16 protein-coding genes are annotated in these 16,251 nt (G+C 59.6%); 5 read left to right on the top strand and 11 right to left on the bottom strand.

From position 1 onward, the window contains the following. The first annotated feature begins 401 nt into the window (after window positions 1-401). The gene (recJ, locus tag SFUM_RS19995; RefSeq protein WP_011700657.1) at window positions 402-2,063 is read left to right on the top strand and encodes a single-stranded-DNA-specific exonuclease RecJ; all 1,662 of its coding nucleotides are present in this window, start codon (window positions 402-404) and stop codon (window positions 2,061-2,063) included. Between the two features lie 471 nt (window positions 2,064-2,534). On the opposite strand, the gene SFUM_RS20000 is transcribed toward recJ, so the two are convergent. The 3 genes from SFUM_RS20000 to SFUM_RS24030 form a co-directional block, all read right to left on the bottom strand. After that, window positions 2,535-3,101 carry a hypothetical protein gene (locus SFUM_RS20000; protein ID WP_150109580.1) on the bottom strand — a complete coding sequence of 189 codons (567 nt, stop codon included), beginning with the start codon at window positions 3,099-3,101 and terminating at the stop codon, window positions 2,535-2,537. A gap of 590 nt (window positions 3,102-3,691) precedes the next feature. Continuing rightward, entirely contained in the window at window positions 3,692-5,338 is a 1,647-nt protein-coding gene (locus SFUM_RS20005; protein ID WP_011700659.1) for an FAD-dependent oxidoreductase, read from the bottom strand. Between the two features lie 247 nt (window positions 5,339-5,585). Next, window positions 5,586-6,059 carry a DUF1573 domain-containing protein gene (locus tag SFUM_RS24030; protein WP_268815342.1) on the bottom strand — a complete coding sequence of 158 codons (474 nt, stop codon included), beginning with the start codon at window positions 6,057-6,059 and terminating at the stop codon, window positions 5,586-5,588. Between the two features lie 1,107 nt (window positions 6,060-7,166). Here SFUM_RS24030 and SFUM_RS20015 point away from each other — a divergent pair. Genes SFUM_RS20015 through SFUM_RS20025 form a run of 3 tightly spaced genes read left to right on the top strand, consistent with a single transcriptional unit; the run spans window position 7,167 to window position 8,829 of the window. After that, a complete protein-coding gene (locus tag SFUM_RS20015) occupies window positions 7,167-7,793 on the top strand; it encodes an RNA polymerase sigma factor (RefSeq protein WP_011700662.1) in 627 nt (208 codons plus the stop codon). Next, the gene (locus SFUM_RS20020; protein ID WP_011700663.1) at window positions 7,784-8,332 is read left to right on the top strand and encodes an anti-sigma factor family protein; all 549 of its coding nucleotides are present in this window, start codon (window positions 7,784-7,786) and stop codon (window positions 8,330-8,332) included. The genes SFUM_RS20015 and SFUM_RS20020 overlap by 10 nt, the downstream gene beginning before the upstream one ends. Continuing rightward, window positions 8,326-8,829: a Spy/CpxP family protein refolding chaperone gene (locus SFUM_RS20025; RefSeq protein ID WP_011700664.1), complete on the top strand. Its 504-nt coding sequence runs from the start codon at window positions 8,326-8,328 to the stop codon at window positions 8,827-8,829. The genes SFUM_RS20020 and SFUM_RS20025 overlap by 7 nt, the downstream gene beginning before the upstream one ends. 344 nt (window positions 8,830-9,173) lie before the next feature. On the opposite strand, the gene SFUM_RS20030 is transcribed toward SFUM_RS20025, so the two are convergent. From SFUM_RS20030 to SFUM_RS20040, 3 genes are all read right to left on the bottom strand, one after another. Continuing rightward, window positions 9,174-9,497 carry a DUF2845 domain-containing protein gene (locus SFUM_RS20030; RefSeq protein ID WP_011700665.1) on the bottom strand — a complete coding sequence of 108 codons (324 nt, stop codon included), beginning with the start codon at window positions 9,495-9,497 and terminating at the stop codon, window positions 9,174-9,176. Window positions 9,498-9,870: 373 nt separating this feature from the next. Then, window positions 9,871-10,296: a PilZ domain-containing protein gene (locus SFUM_RS20035; protein ID WP_011700666.1), complete on the bottom strand. Its 426-nt coding sequence runs from the start codon at window positions 10,294-10,296 to the stop codon at window positions 9,871-9,873. An 89-nt stretch (window positions 10,297-10,385) separates the two neighbouring features. Then, complete coding sequence (locus tag SFUM_RS20040) at window positions 10,386-10,826, bottom strand: PilZ domain-containing protein (RefSeq protein ID WP_011700667.1); 441 nt, start codon at window positions 10,824-10,826, stop codon at window positions 10,386-10,388. An 868-nt stretch (window positions 10,827-11,694) separates the two neighbouring features. Here SFUM_RS20040 and SFUM_RS20045 point away from each other — a divergent pair. Further along, window positions 11,695-12,321 carry an MT-A70 family methyltransferase gene (locus tag SFUM_RS20045; RefSeq protein ID WP_011700669.1) on the top strand — a complete coding sequence of 209 codons (627 nt, stop codon included), beginning with the start codon at window positions 11,695-11,697 and terminating at the stop codon, window positions 12,319-12,321. A 453-nt stretch (window positions 12,322-12,774) separates the two neighbouring features. Here SFUM_RS20045 and SFUM_RS23655 read toward each other — a convergent pair whose 3' ends face one another. The 5 genes from SFUM_RS23655 to SFUM_RS20070 all read right to left on the bottom strand — a co-directional run bounded on the left by SFUM_RS23655 (window position 12,775) and on the right by SFUM_RS20070 (window position 16,203). Beyond that, window positions 12,775-13,782, bottom strand: a complete 1,008-nt coding sequence (locus SFUM_RS23655; RefSeq protein ID WP_011700670.1) for a hypothetical protein — start codon at window positions 13,780-13,782, stop codon at window positions 12,775-12,777. After that, window positions 13,766-14,437, bottom strand: coding sequence for a glycogen-binding domain-containing protein (locus tag SFUM_RS22180; protein ID WP_011700671.1), 672 nt, complete (start codon window positions 14,435-14,437; stop codon window positions 13,766-13,768). The genes SFUM_RS23655 and SFUM_RS22180 overlap by 17 nt, the downstream gene beginning before the upstream one ends. Next, complete coding sequence (locus SFUM_RS20060) at window positions 14,424-14,987, bottom strand: RNA polymerase sigma factor (protein ID WP_011700672.1); 564 nt, start codon at window positions 14,985-14,987, stop codon at window positions 14,424-14,426. The genes SFUM_RS22180 and SFUM_RS20060 overlap by 14 nt, the downstream gene beginning before the upstream one ends. A gap of 76 nt (window positions 14,988-15,063) precedes the next feature. Continuing rightward, a complete protein-coding gene (locus SFUM_RS22185; RefSeq protein WP_011700673.1) occupies window positions 15,064-15,423 on the bottom strand; it encodes an isoamylase early set domain-containing protein in 360 nt (119 codons plus the stop codon). Window positions 15,424-15,741: 318 nt separating this feature from the next. Continuing rightward, complete coding sequence (locus SFUM_RS20070) at window positions 15,742-16,203, bottom strand: hypothetical protein (RefSeq protein ID WP_011700674.1); 462 nt, start codon at window positions 16,201-16,203, stop codon at window positions 15,742-15,744. Window positions 16,204-16,251 lie beyond the last annotated feature (48 nt).

A 16,251-nucleotide genomic window follows, 5' to 3' on the forward strand; every position in this document is an offset into this window, starting at 1 on the left:
GTGCATATCCACATGCAACATGTGGCCGGAATATCGAAAGCACTATAATATCTAATCGGCGATTATGCAAAACTTTCTTCAAACGGAAAGCCTGCCCGCGGCATCCGGTGCCATCTCATACAATCTTGCGTTCAAGATGACGGCATTGGGTGGGAGGGCATAAAGCTTTCCCCTCGCCACGTCTGACCGGAACATCGGTCCGCAGGAGCGAGGTTATCCCCGCCCGCGTTGCCTTCCGCCGAACAGGTGTGGCGTAATTTTGAGCGCGACCCGCTATCATGCCCCTGCCCCCCCCCGCGCTTGTTCCTGCCGGTAGAGTTGGACCATCGATGCCTTCAAGTGGTATATAGAGAAAGTCCCGAACCCGGGTGGGAAATTCCTTTCAAAAAGGCAGGCCTCCGATGATTCGACCGCAATGGGTGATCTCCGCGCAGGAAAAACCGGAATCGGTCCGTGACGTGGTGCGGATTCTGCTGGCCAACCGGGGAGCCGGGCCGGCATTTCTCGACGGGACCCTCAAAGAGCTGGAGACCTGTCTTGCCATTCGAGGCATGGATGCCGGGGCCGAGCTCATGGCCGAACACCTCGCCGCCGGAACCAGGATCGTGCTCGTGGGCGACTACGATTGCGACGGGATCACCTCTCTGGCCCAGGTTTCCCTGTTCCTGCGAGAGATCGGCTACGGGAATTTCGAAACGGTGGTCCCCCGGCGCTCGGAAGGCTACGGGATTCCGGAGAGGGCGATTCTCGACCACCCCGACGCGGGGCTCTACGTCGCCATGGACTGCGGGACTCTGGATCGCAAGGCCGTGGGAATGGCCCGCGAGAGGGGGGCCGATTGCATCGTGATCGATCATCATGAAGTGCCCGATCAGGGATTGGCCCCGGCGACGGTACTCATCAACCCGAAACACTCGGAATGTGAATCGACCTTCAAGGAGTTCTGCTCATCGGGCCTCACGCTCCTTTTCCTGGCAAGGCTTCGCCGGGCATTGAGGGGTTTCCCCAAGCCTGCGCTGGGCGGAAGATTTCTCATTCTTGCCGCCATAGCGACGGTTGCCGATATGGTGCCCCTGGTGGAAGGCAATCGAATCCTCGTACGCAGCGGCCTCAACTGCGCGAACCAGGTTGACTATCCACCCCTGGACCAACTGGTTCAAAAAGCGGGGCTTTCAGGGAAGTCCATCACGGCCGGGCACCTGGGGTATTATATCGGCCCGAGAATCAATGCGGCCGGGCGAATGGCGGACGCTCGCACCGCCTACGAACTGCTGGTCGAGGACGATCCTTCGGCTGCCGCTCGACTGGCCGAGCAGCTCAATCGGTACAATACGCAGAGGCAGAACCAGGAAGACGCCGTAGTGGGCGAAATCAGGCAGCGACTCGCGGACCGGAAGGTTTTCGGGAGGACGCTGGTGATGGCCGATGCCGGCTGGCCGGCGGGAATCATCGGGATCGTCGCATCGAGAGTCCAGCAGGAATTTCACTACGGTCCGGTGGTCGTGTTTTCCGTCGATGAGGCGGAGGGGATCGCTCGGGGCTCCGCCAGGAGTATTCCGGGGTTCGATATCCACTCGGCGTTGGCTTCCTGTGACGACGTGATGCTGCGTTGGGGAGGCCATAAGATGGCGGCGGGCATGACCATCGCCCTGGACCGAATGGACGAATTCGCACACCGGTTCGAGGAGAGCGCCCTGCATTGGCCGGCCCACGTCTTCCAGCCCCGCGGCAGGGTGGACGCGGAGCTCGACACGGGTTTGATTTCCGTCGACCTCTACCGGGAACTGACGAAACTGGAACCGCACGGTCTGGGCAACCCGACGCCGACCTTCGCTTCACGGGGAGTCAGAGTGCAGGTCAAGAAGACGTTCGGCCGGGACGCAAGCCACCTGCGCCTCCAGCTCGACCAGCGCATCGGCGGAGTGTTCTGGCGCGGGGCAAGGCATTTCCGATCGGCTGGATTGAGAGACGGCGAAACGATGGATGTGGTCTACCAGTTGGATTGGGACGACTACGCCGGTCGCCCCGTCATGCAGGTGAGGGATGCCGGGCGCCTGTTCTGACACGAAGTTACCTAGAAAATAGATTCCCGGGTGAGTCTGTTTTCATGCTTCGCGGGTGTCGCAGGGGGCATGGATAATTGCGTTCAAGAGGGATTTTTCAAACACAAAAGAGCGGGGGAATGATTCCCCCGCACCCCCCAAGTTTCGGCCACACGCGCAGGCGCGTGAGGCCGAACGCTCGGCGCTGTCGGCGACTGGCCGAAGGCCGCCGCCGCAGCGCCACACGGAGCCGCGAAGCGGCGAGGGGGTGTGGGGGATACGTCCCCCACGCTTTTAGAGTATCATTTTGAACGCAAATCCGTATGATACGGTCTGCGGGGGGGGGCTTTGTGCCCCCCGATATCGCCGTTTTGAACCCGATTGCCCATCACGCCCGCATCATCCGCCGAGCATCCAAAATCTGCTCGTTCAGGCAAACCACGTTTCGGGAACGCTTTGCTCGGCATGATCCCGGCCGTTGACGGTGCGGGATCAAAGGCCGGCATCGGCAGGCGAGGAGCGCGTCGATCGAATCTGGGCGAGACGGCTCCGCATTTTCCGGGAGATGCGTTCCCCGATGCTGACCGCTTTTTCTCCATCGATTTCCTTCAACAGGCGCAAGGACCTGATGATGTCCACGGGATTTCCGCTGCTGGCCGTCTGCTGGGCCAGTTCGACCGCTCGCTTGAATGCCTGGAGGGTTCCGTATTCTTGCGACGGCAGGAACGATTCAAGTTGGGCGAAAGCGATTTCCAGGGTGCTCCGCACGGTGTTGTCGGGGTTTTCGTGCACTTCCTCGTAAATGGCGCGGCGGATCGTCTCCTTGGGATACGGGAGTTTTGCCTCGTTTTGCACCGGAGAATTGCACTGCTCGAGTACCTGCCCGTAAGCGGATATGATTTCGTAACGCAGGTCGCGGTCCATGGGCGCAGTAAACCTCAACGGCAGCGAAGACCCGTCGGCCGGGCGCTCGGGTGCCCATACTCCACGATTGCGCGAGATCACCCTGCGGTCGAATACTTTCTTGAGCAGTCGTCCCTTTTTCCACGATGTCATCATGGCTTCACCTCTTTCGTGGTCCCACGGATTCTGCATCGGGAAACGGCCTCTCCGTTCCGCGGGAAGACCGTCGTGGAAGTTCCCGGTGCGCCCCCGGCCGCGAACCTTGTCCGCATCGAAAAGCGGGGAAAGGCGTCGACGCCGGGCAGAGCCCCGGGCGTCGCGTTCAACGCGAATCCGGCGGAACGATTGAGCGTCAATCAGAAAGTGGTTCCGTGGCCTTCAGGCGGCTTATCCCGTTCGGCTTCTTGCTCTCCGGGAAATGTCGAATCTTGCTGCATGTTACAAGTTTCGCAAGGTTTTTCTATCGGGTGAAGACTGTATTTGTGTGAGAAAAATACGGTAGGAAACCGCATGGCGCCCCATTGATTGGACGCGCCCCCGTGTTGTTTCCCGGCCTCGGGCCTCTTTCCCGCGAATACTGTTCCCCTGCGGATGAGAGCGCGGCATGAACCGCCCATGCGGGAAAAGAAAGAGAGCCAGGAAGGAGGAGGGTGGACCTGGCTCTCTCTGAGGAGGAAAGAGCGTGTCTTTCCATTTATATTTTAAGCTCTTAGTCAGGTTTCGGCAAGCAGTGTCGGAATGGAATCCTATCCCGCGGCTTTCACCACCGCTTCCGACAACCAGTACGGCGTCTTCAGGTCTTCAAACACGGACAGGGCGGCTTCGGTCCCCTGGCTCATGGCCGTGACGATCTGCTTGTAGCCGCCTTCCACATCGCCCGCCGAATAAATTCCCGGGATGTTGGTGCGGTGGTGGGAATCGTGCTTGATAAAGCCGTCGGGGGTGATCTCGACCCCCGCTTTCAAGGCCAGCTCCACCGTGGGGGAGTACCCGACGGCAATGAACACGCCATCGGTCGGCACCGTCTGAGTCCGCCCCGTTTTCCCGTTGAAAAGCTCGACCTCGGAAACCCGCTCCTTTCCCCTGATTTCCTTCACTTCAGTGTCCCAGAAGACGGGGATGTTGTTGCCGAGCACGTTCCTTGTGAGGTGTTCCTGGGCGCGGAAGGTATCCCGGCGATGCACCATGGTGACGCCGACCCCGATGTTGTGAAGATACAGCGCCTCCGTTGCCGCGCTGTTTCCGCCGCCCACCACGATCACCTTTTTCCCTTTGAAGAGCGGACCGTCACAGGTTGCGCAATAGCTCACGCCGCGTCCCGCCAGGCGGGCTTCTCCGGGCACCCCCAACTTCTTGTACTCGGCTCCGGTGGCCAGGATGACCGCCCGGGTCAGGAATTTCCTGCGGGTGGTCCGCACTTCGAGGGGGTCGCCGCGAATGATTTCCAGCACCTTCTCGCCTTGAAAGATTTCAGTGTACTCCAGCGCGTGGCTGACCAGGATGTCCACAAGGGTTTTCCCGGGCACTCGCGTGAAGCCGGGATAGTTCTCGACGATGGGCGTTGCGGCCACCTGCCCCCCCAGCTGGCCCGCTTCCACCACCGCGGTCCTCAGCCCGCTTCGCACCGCGTAGATTCCTGCCGTGAGACCGGCCGGACCTCCTCCCACGATCACCAGGTCGACGTCCAGAACGGCAGCGTCGCTTTCCGGGATGAAAACGTTCTGCTGTTCCATCTTCTCCAAGGACAGGAGAAACAGTTCCTCCGTCTGGGCACCCTGCGCGATCAGGACATCGTTCGCGAAAGTCTGGGGAACGCTGAAGGCGCCGTATTTGTCTGCAAGCTCGGGATTGGCCTGAATGTCGATGATCTCGAGCGATATGAATTCCGGGTTTTCAATCGCGGCCCGAATGGCGTTTATCGCCTGTTCCGGGCAGTACGGGCAGGTCGGGCTGACGAAAACCTTGACGTCCCTGGGAGAATCGATCTTCTTCAGGACCTTCCGGGACTGCTCGCTGAGGCTGCCCGTTCCGCTCCCGATGAGAATGAGGGCGCCGAGAAAGGTGCGCCCCTCCTCGCCGAAAGGAGTTCCCATGTAGCGAATCGAATAACGCTCGGGGTCGAAGAGAAAGGTCGGAGCGCCGGTAACGTTCCATTTCCGGGCTTCCGGGTGGTCCATATCATATTCCTTCACCTTGATTCTGTCCGAGAGGTTCCGGAACAGCCGCATCATCTGCTTTGCCGCCGCGCCTAAAGGATCTTTGGACTTGCCGTCGGTGAACAGGAACACGGGCATGTCATGCGGCAAAGCTTTGAAAGCCGCCCTCAACTGGTCCTCGACTTCCGCGCCGAGTTGGCTCTCGCCCGGAGTGGATGAGCCTGCTTGCTTCGGCATGGTGCACCTCATTTTAAGTTATTGTTTTAATTGCCTAAAAAAGCGCATTTGTCCGTCGGTCGATACATTCCAAAGATAAGTTGAATGCGGTCGAAAAGCTACACCGGCGGGGCTTTTTGGGGGATTGGCTCCGAGGTGAATGCAGGCGGGTCAACGGTGTGTGCGGATTGCTCCATGCATGTGCCCGTTCCCCCTTGCGATGGTTGAGTGCATCGCATGGGGGAACGAACCGTCAGTACGGGAAAGATCAGTCAAACCTCCGCGACGTGGTCGTATCGCCCCCCACGCGTCCCTGGACCGTCAGGGTGAAGTAGGAATTCCTGCGGTCGTTGGTAAAAACGAGAGCGGTCTTCTTGGAGCCGGAGTGGCAAGCCTTCGGATTCAGCCGGATTGAGATTCTTCCCTCACCACCGGGAGGGATCGCCTTGTCGATATGGGCGACGGAGGTTCCTCAGCCGGGCGTCACTTTCTTGATCTGCAGCTCGGCCGTGCCGGCGTTCTTTATCTTGAAGTCGTGTACGTAGCTCTTTGATTCGCTCATCTCCCCGAAATCGAAACTGGTCTCGCTCAGCTGCAGCGAAGGTCCATCCTGAACGGCGGCGATGGAGACCGGTTCCTGCGCGGGTGCCGTGCCGGCGGGCGGATCGGCGGCGAGGGCGAAGGCCGCATGCAAGCACGCGACCAGGATACAACAGATGGGTAGCTTGAATATCCGGTGCATTTCTGATGCTCCTTGTTGCTCGAATGATCTTGGGGGCCAACCTTGCTGACATTGTAACGAGATGTTTGATATCGGCGGTTCTCTCGTAAGAGCGAACCGAGTTCCAGCATGACATTTTTCGATCTTCTTGGCAATGTTGTTCTTAACATGTTGTTCTTTACCGTTTCGAACATTTTGCGGATGATCCTGCGGTAATCAGCCGGAATCGCGAATGACAACGGGAGAAGACGCGGTTGATGCGAAACCGCCGGTTCCTGACGACAGGACATTCCGGGGGAGTCTCAGGCGCTCCCTCGCCGTGAAGGCGAAAGTCCCTGCCGTGCTTGGATTCTCTTCAGGACCGGGAGGCGGAAAACCGGGCCGGCGGAAAGGGAGCCTCGGCATTCCGCGGTTCCGCCCTCGGGACGGGCGGTTTGCCGCTTTTCGCCGGACTTTGCGCCGTGTCTTGAAGCGCTCGTGCACTTGCCTCGCATAGGAATCGTCCCCGAGCGTCCGGACTCGCATCGACCGGATGAACCGGATTGCCGTGTTCGGGGAGGCGGGTGGTCGTGAAACGGCATAATCGGAGAAAAGCGCTCTCTTCAGGAGACCTCCGCGTGGAAAAGGGCCGACTTTGTAGACAAATCTCGCAATATGCTCGTTATATAGATTAGGGAAACCGGCGGGACCGGGTTTCCAGGCAGCGGTGAATGCGCGGCTCCCGCGGGCGTCGCGCGAGGTGCGAAAGAATGGCGCGCGGGTTTCTCCGAAAAGTGATGGCGACATGACCCGGAGCGTTGCAGGCACGGGGCGCGCGCGACTTTTCGGGCGGCAGGCGCGAGGATGAGCAGGGGCGGTTCCGGATCGAACCGCGGGCGCGGAGGCGGCTTCGACGCCGGATGGAAGACAGATCGTGGAGCGAACGGGAGATGACATCCCTTCGTTATTCGTCATGACAGGGCGCGTTTTCTCTATCCTTCCTCTTGACGGGAAAGGCTTGACTGTTTGAGTATGTGTTCGGCATATTCTCAGGCCATTTGGTTGTGGGGGGACGGAATAAGGCAAGTACCGGACGAAGGCGCCGGCGCGAATCCGGAGGGGCGCCCTGTCAAGGTGAAGCATCAGACGATGTCAGACCAGGATCAATCCAATCCGGCGCAGGGCGGCACCGATGACGTCGCGCTGCTCGCGGAAAGAGCTCGGGACGGGGACGCGGCGGCCTTCGGTCGCCTGGTGGATCTGTTCCAGGATGAGATTTTCCGGATGGTCTATTATCGGACCCGGTCGCGCCCGGACGCGGAGGATTTGACGCAGGACGTGTTTCTTCAGGCCTTCAAGAACCTGGGCAAGCTCAAGGACTTCGACCGGTTCCGGGCCTGGCTGTACAGCATTGCGGTGAACCGGGTGCGTGACTTCTATCGAAAGAAGCGATTGCTCTCGTTCTTTGGTCTGATGGGTGAAGAAGGAAGTTCCGAAGCTCCCGAGGACAGGCCCGATCACGGTCCCGGAGCGTTGGAGCAGCTTGTGAGAGAGGAATTCTGGGTGAGGGTGAGGCAATTGTCGGAGACATTTTCAGGCGCGGAGCGCGAGGTTTTTTTTCTGAGATTCCTCGACAATCTCAGCATCAAGGAGATATCCCATACTCTCCACAAGAGCGAGAGCGCGGTCAAAACCCATCTGTACCGGGCGCTCCAGAAGTTCAGGGATCACTCGGAGGCGGGTGAATTTCTGGAAGGGGATAGGACATGTCCGTGATGAAAGAAAACCATGTGGACGAGGAGCAAATCCTCAAGGCCATTGTGGATGAGGGCGATCTGTCCGAGGAAGCGCGGAGGCATCTGGCCGGCTGCGGCGACTGCCGGGCCCGCCTGGCGCATATCCGGGGACAGCTCTCGGATTTCGGCCGGAAGGCGGAGCGGTATGCTCCCGTGATGTACAGGAAAGTGAAGGTGCCCCGCCGGGCGAAGCGCTTCCTGCCTTCCTGGCTGGATTTCCGCCGTCCCGTCACGGTGGGTTTTGCGCTCGCTTCCGTGCTGCTCGTCATTATCGGGTTCAATCTCTTCGGAACGAGTCCCGAAACCAGGACCGCCATGGTGTACCGCGAGATGGCCAACGATGAAAAGCTGATTTCGGAGATCACCAGTCTCGAAGACGACGCGCTTCCGCAATTCTATCGAGACGTGTCCGAAGGCCTGGAGGGAGACGACGGGGAGACTTCCCTGCTGCGGACGGGTCCCGGATTCGGGAACGGAATTTCCTTGACGATCACGGTCGAGAAGGATGAGGTATGCTGAGGAAGGTGTGCGCCGGCTTGCTGCTGTTAGTGCTCGTGGCCTTGCCGTCGTTCGCCGCGGGGCAGGACATGTTTCCGGGGCAGTGGTGGCGCCTGCCTCAGGCGGGAGAGATGTTCGGCCTCACCGAAAAGCAGAAACTGCAACTGGACGACCTCTATTTCAAGAACCGCCGGAACCTTTCGGCTCTGAAAAAAGCGCTGGAAAACGAACGGGCCAGGTTTTCGGCCGTCATGGAACGCGAACCGCTCAACGAGGCGGCGGTCATGGCTCAATTCGGCAGGCTCGAGGAAGCCAGGACGCAGCTCTCCGCCGAAAGAGTGCATTATATACTCGAGCTTCGGAAGTTGCTCGGCCAGGAGCGATTTCAACGGGTGAAGACCTATTTCAGCAAGTTAAGAGACAAGAAGAGCAAAATGACCGGGACCTACTCCCCTTATCCCACCAAGAAGCGAGGGGTCATCATGAGCCCCTGGGGGATCACGATTCAGAGAAGATAGTCTGCTGAAGCAAAGCCGTCTCTCCATCCCGGGGCGCGGGAAGTGGGACGAGTGGAGGATGGACGCGGAATTTGTTCCCGGCCCATCCGCGGGGGATGCGAGTTGACCGGGGAAAGCGGACGGCGCGCGGCATGAAAACGAATCGAGCGCCGACGGAGCCTTGGGCTCATCGCGGCACTGAAGAGGAAACCGCCGCGAAAAGCTTTTGACGAATTCGGCGGCGGAGCAGATCGCGGGAATCCCGTGCAAAGAATCGGCGACCGGCCCCCGGCCAAGGCTCCGTCCGGTGCCTTTCCCGAGGGCGAGCAGTCGCCGTCCCGACAGTCATGATCGACAATGCCCGCTTAGAAACCTCTTCCTCCGCGGCGTATTTCGACAAGGTCCCCGGCGGTAAAGCTCAACTCATAAACATAATCCCGAGGTCCCAGATTGTAGGTCCACTTTTCCGTGTAACTCCAGTCTCCCGAAGGAAACCCCCTGTGGAATCCTCCGCCGGTTTCCTCCCTGCCAAAGGGTGGTCCGCACGAGTGTTCGACCTTGTACTTGCTGTCGCCCAGCCGGATCAGCGTGCTTCCGCAACGGAAATCGGAGACTTGGCTGTCGGCGAGGGCAACGCCCGCAATCGAGATAAAGAACAGGAAAACCAGGAGCGGAATCATTCTTCTCATCAGTGTATCCTTCGGCTAAGGAGTGTCGGGTTTCACCGGCAACCTTCGGGCACTCGGATGCCCGTTGCCGGTCCGGGACGTCTTTTCATCGGCGGTATTGGTATCACCATCAGGTAATCGGCAATTCCCGCCGCTGCATTAAGCTGCTTAACAAACGTTTGACAAAAAGAATGATATCTTCTTCTGCAATATAGAACGAGCGTGTGCTCATGTCCAACGCAACTATCGATGAATGCGGGGAGGCAGGCCGAAGAGAACAATCGATTGCACGATTCCGAATGGAAGGATATGAAAACGACAGGAGGCGGCCCCGCCATGCATCAGGCAGGGTCGATCCATACGGGGCAAACCTTTCGATGCCGTGAAGGACCATTCAGCGGTCGACGGGCTGCGCATCCCCGTCAGGCGGGTCGGTCCCTTCCTCCAGCTTATGGGTCTCGATGAAAGCTCGCAGGGCGGCCACTTGTTCCTCGGAGAGCTTGAAGAACTGCACGCCACATCGCCTCACTTTCAGCAGGCCCTGGGATTCGTCGATCAGCTCCATGTCATAGACGACCCTGCAGGGGAGCTTGCCAACCTGCAGCTGTTCGTCCGAATCGAAAATCTCGAGCTGTGACGATTCACCCGTCTGCTCGTTGATCCCCACGTAACGAAGCCCGACGCCGGCTTCGCTGATGTCCAGGATTTCGCCCATCTTCACAAAGTCCTCGGATGGGTTGAAAAAAGCAGCGAATGCCTTGCCGTTGATCCGGAACCTCTTGGTTTTTCTTGCGTCTTTCTGGTTCTTTCCCCAAACCATAGAACCTGCTCCACGGACCTCGAGACGGAATCGGACCTCAGCACTTCCGGGACCGACACAATCCCACGAGCTTCCAGTGACAATTTTTGTCAGGATGCGGACGCAACTTGTCTTGCTTGCGTCGGGCTCATTATCCCCAATTTGTCTTCAGGCAGGCCGAAAATCTCGATAAAAGACTTGATTTCAGCGACTTGTCCTTTGCTGAGATCCCCGAACTTCACGCCGCACCGGCGCACTTTCAGCATGCCGCTGGATTCGCTCGTCAACTCGATGTCGTACATGACCTTGCAGGGCAGCTTGCCGATGTGGACGTTGGAATCCACCGCTCCGAATATCTCCAGGTGGGTCGAGCCCTTGGTTTGTTCATCCAATGCGATGTATCGAATCGCCAGACCTCCGAGGCTGATGTCCAGAATCTGCCCGAGGCTGAGGAATTCATGAGTCGGAGTAAAAAATGCAACCAACGCGCTGCCGTTGGTACGGTGGCGCCGGTATTTTCTCATCTCGCTGAAGCTTTTCTTTTTTTCCATCGGATGCACTCCAAGTCCCGGAAGAAATGTCCCCAAACAGCATCGCCCCATTCAGTGGTATAGGGCCTGACTCTCGCCCCGCCTCCCAACGCTTTCAGGAATCATGCCTAATCACGCTATTTGTTAAATTTTTTTTAGTTAACGTTATTCCTGAGAAGCTGCAAGACTCTCCGACCCTAAAGTTCGAAGGTTCCTACATCCTTATCAGGACAGTTTCCGTGGGTTGGGAAAGGATTAGGCATGGCCCGATTTCAGCATGCAAAAAGTGCAAAAATGGGCCGCGGGAATCCCTGTCGAAGACCTCGAGTTCGTGTGTTTCCATTTCATGCCGCCCCTGAATGGCAAGGCCGGGTAAAAAATGTGGCAGGTTATGGACAAATTTTGTCACCGGGGTCCGGAGAGGTGGGCCGACGTTTTCCGTGCTGCCGGAACGCTTGCGGCACGGCCAATGGCCCGGTCGCGCGGCAGCTCCAAATGTTGCCCCGCTTTTCCGACTTTCTGATATCATGCGAATCACCGCCGAAGTCCGTTCAGGAAGGGGTAAGCTCCTTTCATCCATCCCCGCGAACGGGCATGAGCCGGACGCTTTCAACGAAGCATGAAAAGACGTCGGACGTGGTCCGCTTCGCGCGGGCGCTCATTCCCGAAAGCATTTGAACGGTGCGAAACGGTTCCGTGCCCGCGTGGATCGAGACCTCCCGCCCCTGTTTTTCGTTCAATGCGGGAATCCGGGTCTTTCATGGCTTTGGGGCGGCCGGCCTTCGCCGGGACTCCATTGTGACCGGGGTCGAGAAAAGTGCTCCGGGAGGAGCCCGCCCGGGGGAGCGTCGTACCGAAGGCAGAACCCTTACCGAGGGGGAGAGAGGATATGAAAACCCATCTCGACCGTCCGTCGCCCGCTCGCGATCTTGCCGCCGCCAATCTCGGCGGATTCGGGACCATTTTGGCAGATCCGCCCTGGCGCTTCACCAACAGGACCGGCAAGGTCGCTCCCGAACATCGAAGGCTGTCGCGCTACGGCACCCTCACGTTCGCGGAAATCCTGGCACTGCCCGTGAAGGACATCGCGCTTTTGCAGAGCCACCTCTACCTGTGGGTACCCAACGCGCTCCTGGGGGAGGGCCTCGAGGTGATGAGGGCCTGGGGATTTGCCTACAAGACGAACCTGGTCTGGTACAAGATCAGGAAGGATGGAGGGCCGGACGGAAGGGGCGTCGGCTTCTATTTCCGGAACGTGACGGAACTGGTGCTTTTCGGCGTGCGCGGCAGCCTGCGCACCCATGCCCCCGGGAGAACGCAGGTCAACATCATTCAGAGCCGAAAGCGGGAACATTCGAGAAAGCCCGAGGAGCTCTACGCCATCATAGAACGCTGCAGCCCCGGGCCGTACCTTGAGCTCTTCGCCCGGCACCGCAAAAAGAACTGGTCGCAGTGGGGCAACGAGTTGGATGGAGTGGAGAGAGTCAGACCGCCGTCTCAACTTCCACTGTTCTGATTCCGACCCGCATCGCGGGCCTGTGAATCACTGGCTGCAGTGCAGGGGACGGCGTATTTCCCGGAGCTTTCTTGACATCCCGCTTCGCGACGGACATTCCCGCCGCGCGCTCGACGGTGGGAGTTCGCTTCAGGGTGGAGGCCGAATGATTTTCACCAATCCGCCGAAAAACTTCTGAGACGCGCAAAAGGTCAGATGCAATCTTCGAATATCCCGATGGGAAACGCAAAGGAAAGGTCGGTGGAAGTGGTTTTTGCGGTTTCAGGGCACCCAGCCGTCGCTTCAGTTGAAAGCGTCGTCTTGCTGAAGGCCGACCGGTCACGGCCGGTTCATCTCAACGGCTTGCGCCCACAAACCGCCATGAGCCGAGGGCTAAAAACGAAGCTCGAAAATGGGCCGGTTTGGAGCATCTTGCCACAAGGCACGGGAGGAGAGCGGCACTCACACGGTTGCTCAACGGCCGCCGCCGCCGCCACCGCCACCGCCACCGCCGCCGCCGCCGCCACCGCCACCGCCGCCGCCACCGCCACCGCCGCCGCCACCGCCACCGCCGCCGCCACCGCCACCGGCGGAGCCACCAGGTCCACCGTGTCCAGCGCCCGATGGTCCCCCGGGACCGTGCCCGGACCCCGGAGCGCCGACACCGGTTCCCGCGCGCGAGCCTCCCACCTGGGGTCCCCTGGCTCCAAGGTCAGCTGCTGTAACGCTCAGCAGGGATGAAAGCCGGCTTGCCGGGGCATTGCTTTGGATGACGGCCAGCGCGGCCGCGGTGATCTCCTCGTCGGGAGTCCCTTTGCTTCTGGCAGTGGAGAGGATACGTCCGAAATCGGCCTGTTCCGCCGTGAAATAATTGCGCTGCAGACCCGAGGAAACAATCTGCGCGGCCAGGCCGTCATTGAAGCGAACCTGCTTCAAAGAGGCGAGCAGTTCCGCGCTGCGGATCAGCACGGGTAAAGGTGCGGTGGGAGCGGAGCCGGACAATTGCCGGAGGTCTTCCATGGTCAGTCCTGCATTGAGAAGCTCCGCCAATCGGACATGGTATTCCATGGAAACCCGGGTCCCCTGAGATTCTCGCCCTTCCGGGCGGCTTGCGATCAGGGACCGGCTGAAGCGATAATCATCCAGCTTCTTTTCCAGGACTTGTACGATTCTCGCCGGAGCCACGCCCTTGGCGATTCCCTCCTCGATCTTGCTCACGAACGGCTGTGGGGGAAATCCCTCCTTTTGCGTTGCGATCAGCACTCGCAGAAGCTTTTCAACCTGCGCCGGATCGAAGGCATGCTCATACCCGAGCGCCAGCAAACGGTTCAATGTAGCCGGATGAACACCCGCGGCCTCCCCCTCCCGCAGGGTGCCCGCGAGGTCGATACCCGCCCCTTGGACCCTCGCGGGATGTGCGCCGCAGAGGAGAACGAGCAAAAGTGTCAGGCCCAGGGTGAGATTCCTAAATCGAATTCCCATTTCCGTATCCTACGAGCAGGACTGCGTTGTGATTTCCAAAGCCGTCTTCTTCATGGAGGCCCGCGCCGGGGTCGGGGATGATCTTCTTGCCGTCCACCACGAAGGCGTATTCGTACCGACCGGACGGAAGCTGCAGCGTGACCGTCCAGCGTGTTTCCCCGTCGACGGTCCGCGGTTCGCATGGTTCGGCGCGCCACCCGTTGAAGGAGCCCATCACCGCGACGCTCCGTGCCTCCGGGGACCGCAGGGCCAGCACTACCTGCACTCGATCTCCCCGCACGGCAAGGGGGGCCTTTTCATTCCTGAAAACGTGAAATGCGAGGGCAAGGCACACGGCGACCAACACCGCGGCCACTGGGGCCACGCGCAGGGGGGTGAACGTGATCGAACGGGGCGATCCGGCCCATCTCATTATCCGGGTCCGAAGAGGGAGTCGCCCGGTTCTGACGGAGTGCATGACGGATTCGAGCAGGAGGTCCGGAGGATCGATGTCCGGCATGCGACGGATCGCTTCCTTGAGGTGCTGCATGACACGGTCTTCAGCAGGAGGATGCTCCACAACGGACTCTCCCCGGTCACTGCTTTCCCGGCGCAGACGGACATCGTGGCCGTCATCGGGAACAATCGGCTCAACGGTGCCTCTATCTTTCACCATCACGGTCATTCTCCAGCAACTCGCGCAATTTCTCCAATCCCCGATGGACCCTCATCTTTGCGCCACTCAAAGAAATCCGCAATGCGGCGGCAATCTCCTCCATCGAGAGTTCCTGGTGATACCGGAGCATCAGGGCCTCACGGTAATCAACGGGGAGCCGGTCGAGCGCCCTGCGGACGCCCATGCTGTCCAATCGGGCACACAGCCTGTCCTCCTCCTGGCCGGGATAGTCCAACCCGGAGCCCGGATCGCAATCTTCAACGTCGAGGGTCTGACGCGCCTTGTTGCGACGCAGGAAGTTCCTCGAGTGATTCAATCCGATGCTGTACAGCCAGGGGAAAAACCTGCCCCCTTCCCGAAACCTGTGCAGCGACGCATAGGCCTTGATGAAAGTTTCCTGTGCCAGGTCCAATGCATCTTCGCAGGAACCGGTCATGCGATACATCAGGTTGTATATGGGCTTCTGATAACGCTTTACCAGAACGGCATAGGCTTCCGTATCCCCCGCAAGAACGGAGGCAACCACCTGATAGTCGCTGTCCCGGTCCATGGTCAGGCCCTGATCTCTCCTCCGGGTAGACGCCGTTCATAAAGATATACAAATCGAGTCGCATACCCGTCACCAGTTATTCGACGATCAAAATGGAATTCTTCCTGCCGAAGCCGCTCTCCTCCGACAGAGTCGCGCCGGGGTCCGCCTGCCAGGTCTTCCCGTCGAGCACGAAGGCATATTCGTAGCGACCGGGGGGCAATCGGACCGAAACCGTCCATGCGCTTCCCTCGCGCCTCATGCAGTGGGACTGCCTGGACCAGCCGTTGAAGCTGCCCGCGACGCAGACGCTTCCCGCTCCCGGGGCGATGAGGATAAAACGAACGGGTATATTCTGGTTTTCAGGCCCACTCTGCACTAATGCAGGAGTGCAATGGGCGAGGAACACCGGAAGCAACAGGGCTGCAATCACCGCCGGGATGAACCGGTTCCGCATGGAAATGACCTTTATATTCGCAGCCGGGAAGGTTCCAATCACTCAATGGGTATCTTCCCGGCGGCCGCTCAAGCCACCGGGAAAAATGACGGCACGCCGTCTTGACCGTCTACGCCGACGTCAATCATAGCTTACACTCGAAAGGAATAGAACGCTGATTTTTTCTCCTCGCGGGCAATGAAATGCGGCAAGCCCCCGTTACGCATCTGCTTGGCCTGAGTGGGGGCGCCGGGCCCTCACCCCCGCCCGGAAAAGACAGGGCACCCTCCGCGGGGTGCCCTCGATCAACCTCGAACAACACGATGCAATCGGGGCAGCTTACTTCGTCCGCCCCGTCCGGTGCTGGTAGGCCAATCGTTGTTGATGCGTGATCTGGCGCTTGGCAAGGTTCCAGAGGGGCAGATTGTTTTCGTCGCGCAGTTCGAGCGCCGGAATGGCGTCCTCTACATTGTAATCCAGGGCCGTCAGCACGTTCTGCTTAACCTCATTGCACTGCACCACGTTCCACCAAACCGTGACCTCATCCCCGACGTCGGGTCGCTCGTAACCGACCGCCTCCCAGAACCAGACCGGGCCCAATCCGACCAGCTTTACCAGGTCGTCGCCGATCTTCACGGTCAGCCCCTGGCCGTCGCGACAGCTCACCACCACTCCGGTGCCGGTCCCGGTGTCCACAACCACGCATCCCGCCAGGGCCGGCGCCGCCATCGCAACGGTACCCACCAGGAACCCCAGAATCAGGACCAACCCAAACTTCTTTGCCGCTTTCCTGTGCAACATACGCCTTCTCCTTTCCACAGTTCAGTGCAGATTACCCCAAACGGCCTC

The organism is Syntrophobacter fumaroxidans MPOB (assembly GCF_000014965.1).
In the GTDB taxonomy this organism is placed as follows: Bacteria; Desulfobacterota; Syntrophobacteria; order Syntrophobacterales; family Syntrophobacteraceae; genus Syntrophobacter; species Syntrophobacter fumaroxidans.

Bases quoted from the DNA above. Each gene is read 5' to 3' on its own strand.
- recJ (WP_011700657.1), top strand. From the start codon at position 402: ATGATTCGACCGCAATGGGTGATCTCCGCGCAGGAAAAACCGGAATCG.
- SFUM_RS20000 (WP_150109580.1), bottom strand. From the start codon at position 3,101: ATGATGACATCGTGGAAAAAGGGACGACTGCTCAAGAAAGTATTCGAC.
- SFUM_RS20005 (WP_011700659.1), bottom strand. From the start codon at position 5,338: ATGCCGAAGCAAGCAGGCTCATCCACTCCGGGCGAGAGCCAACTCGGC.
- SFUM_RS20015 (WP_011700662.1), top strand. From the start codon at position 7,167: ATGTCAGACCAGGATCAATCCAATCCGGCGCAGGGCGGCACCGATGAC.
- SFUM_RS20020 (WP_011700663.1), top strand. From the start codon at position 7,784: ATGTCCGTGATGAAAGAAAACCATGTGGACGAGGAGCAAATCCTCAAG.
- SFUM_RS20025 (WP_011700664.1), top strand. From the start codon at position 8,326: ATGCTGAGGAAGGTGTGCGCCGGCTTGCTGCTGTTAGTGCTCGTGGCC.
- SFUM_RS20030 (WP_011700665.1), bottom strand. From the start codon at position 9,497: ATGAGAAGAATGATTCCGCTCCTGGTTTTCCTGTTCTTTATCTCGATT.
- SFUM_RS20035 (WP_011700666.1), bottom strand. From the start codon at position 10,296: ATGGTTTGGGGAAAGAACCAGAAAGACGCAAGAAAAACCAAGAGGTTC.
- SFUM_RS20040 (WP_011700667.1), bottom strand. From the start codon at position 10,826: ATGGAAAAAAAGAAAAGCTTCAGCGAGATGAGAAAATACCGGCGCCAC.
- SFUM_RS20045 (WP_011700669.1), top strand. From the start codon at position 11,695: ATGAAAACCCATCTCGACCGTCCGTCGCCCGCTCGCGATCTTGCCGCC.
- SFUM_RS23655 (WP_011700670.1), bottom strand. From the start codon at position 13,782: ATGGGAATTCGATTTAGGAATCTCACCCTGGGCCTGACACTTTTGCTC.
- SFUM_RS22180 (WP_011700671.1), bottom strand. From the start codon at position 14,437: ATGGTGAAAGATAGAGGCACCGTTGAGCCGATTGTTCCCGATGACGGC.
- SFUM_RS20060 (WP_011700672.1), bottom strand. From the start codon at position 14,987: ATGGACCGGGACAGCGACTATCAGGTGGTTGCCTCCGTTCTTGCGGGG.
- SFUM_RS22185 (WP_011700673.1), bottom strand. From the start codon at position 15,423: ATGCGGAACCGGTTCATCCCGGCGGTGATTGCAGCCCTGTTGCTTCCG.
- SFUM_RS20070 (WP_011700674.1), bottom strand. From the start codon at position 16,203: ATGTTGCACAGGAAAGCGGCAAAGAAGTTTGGGTTGGTCCTGATTCTG.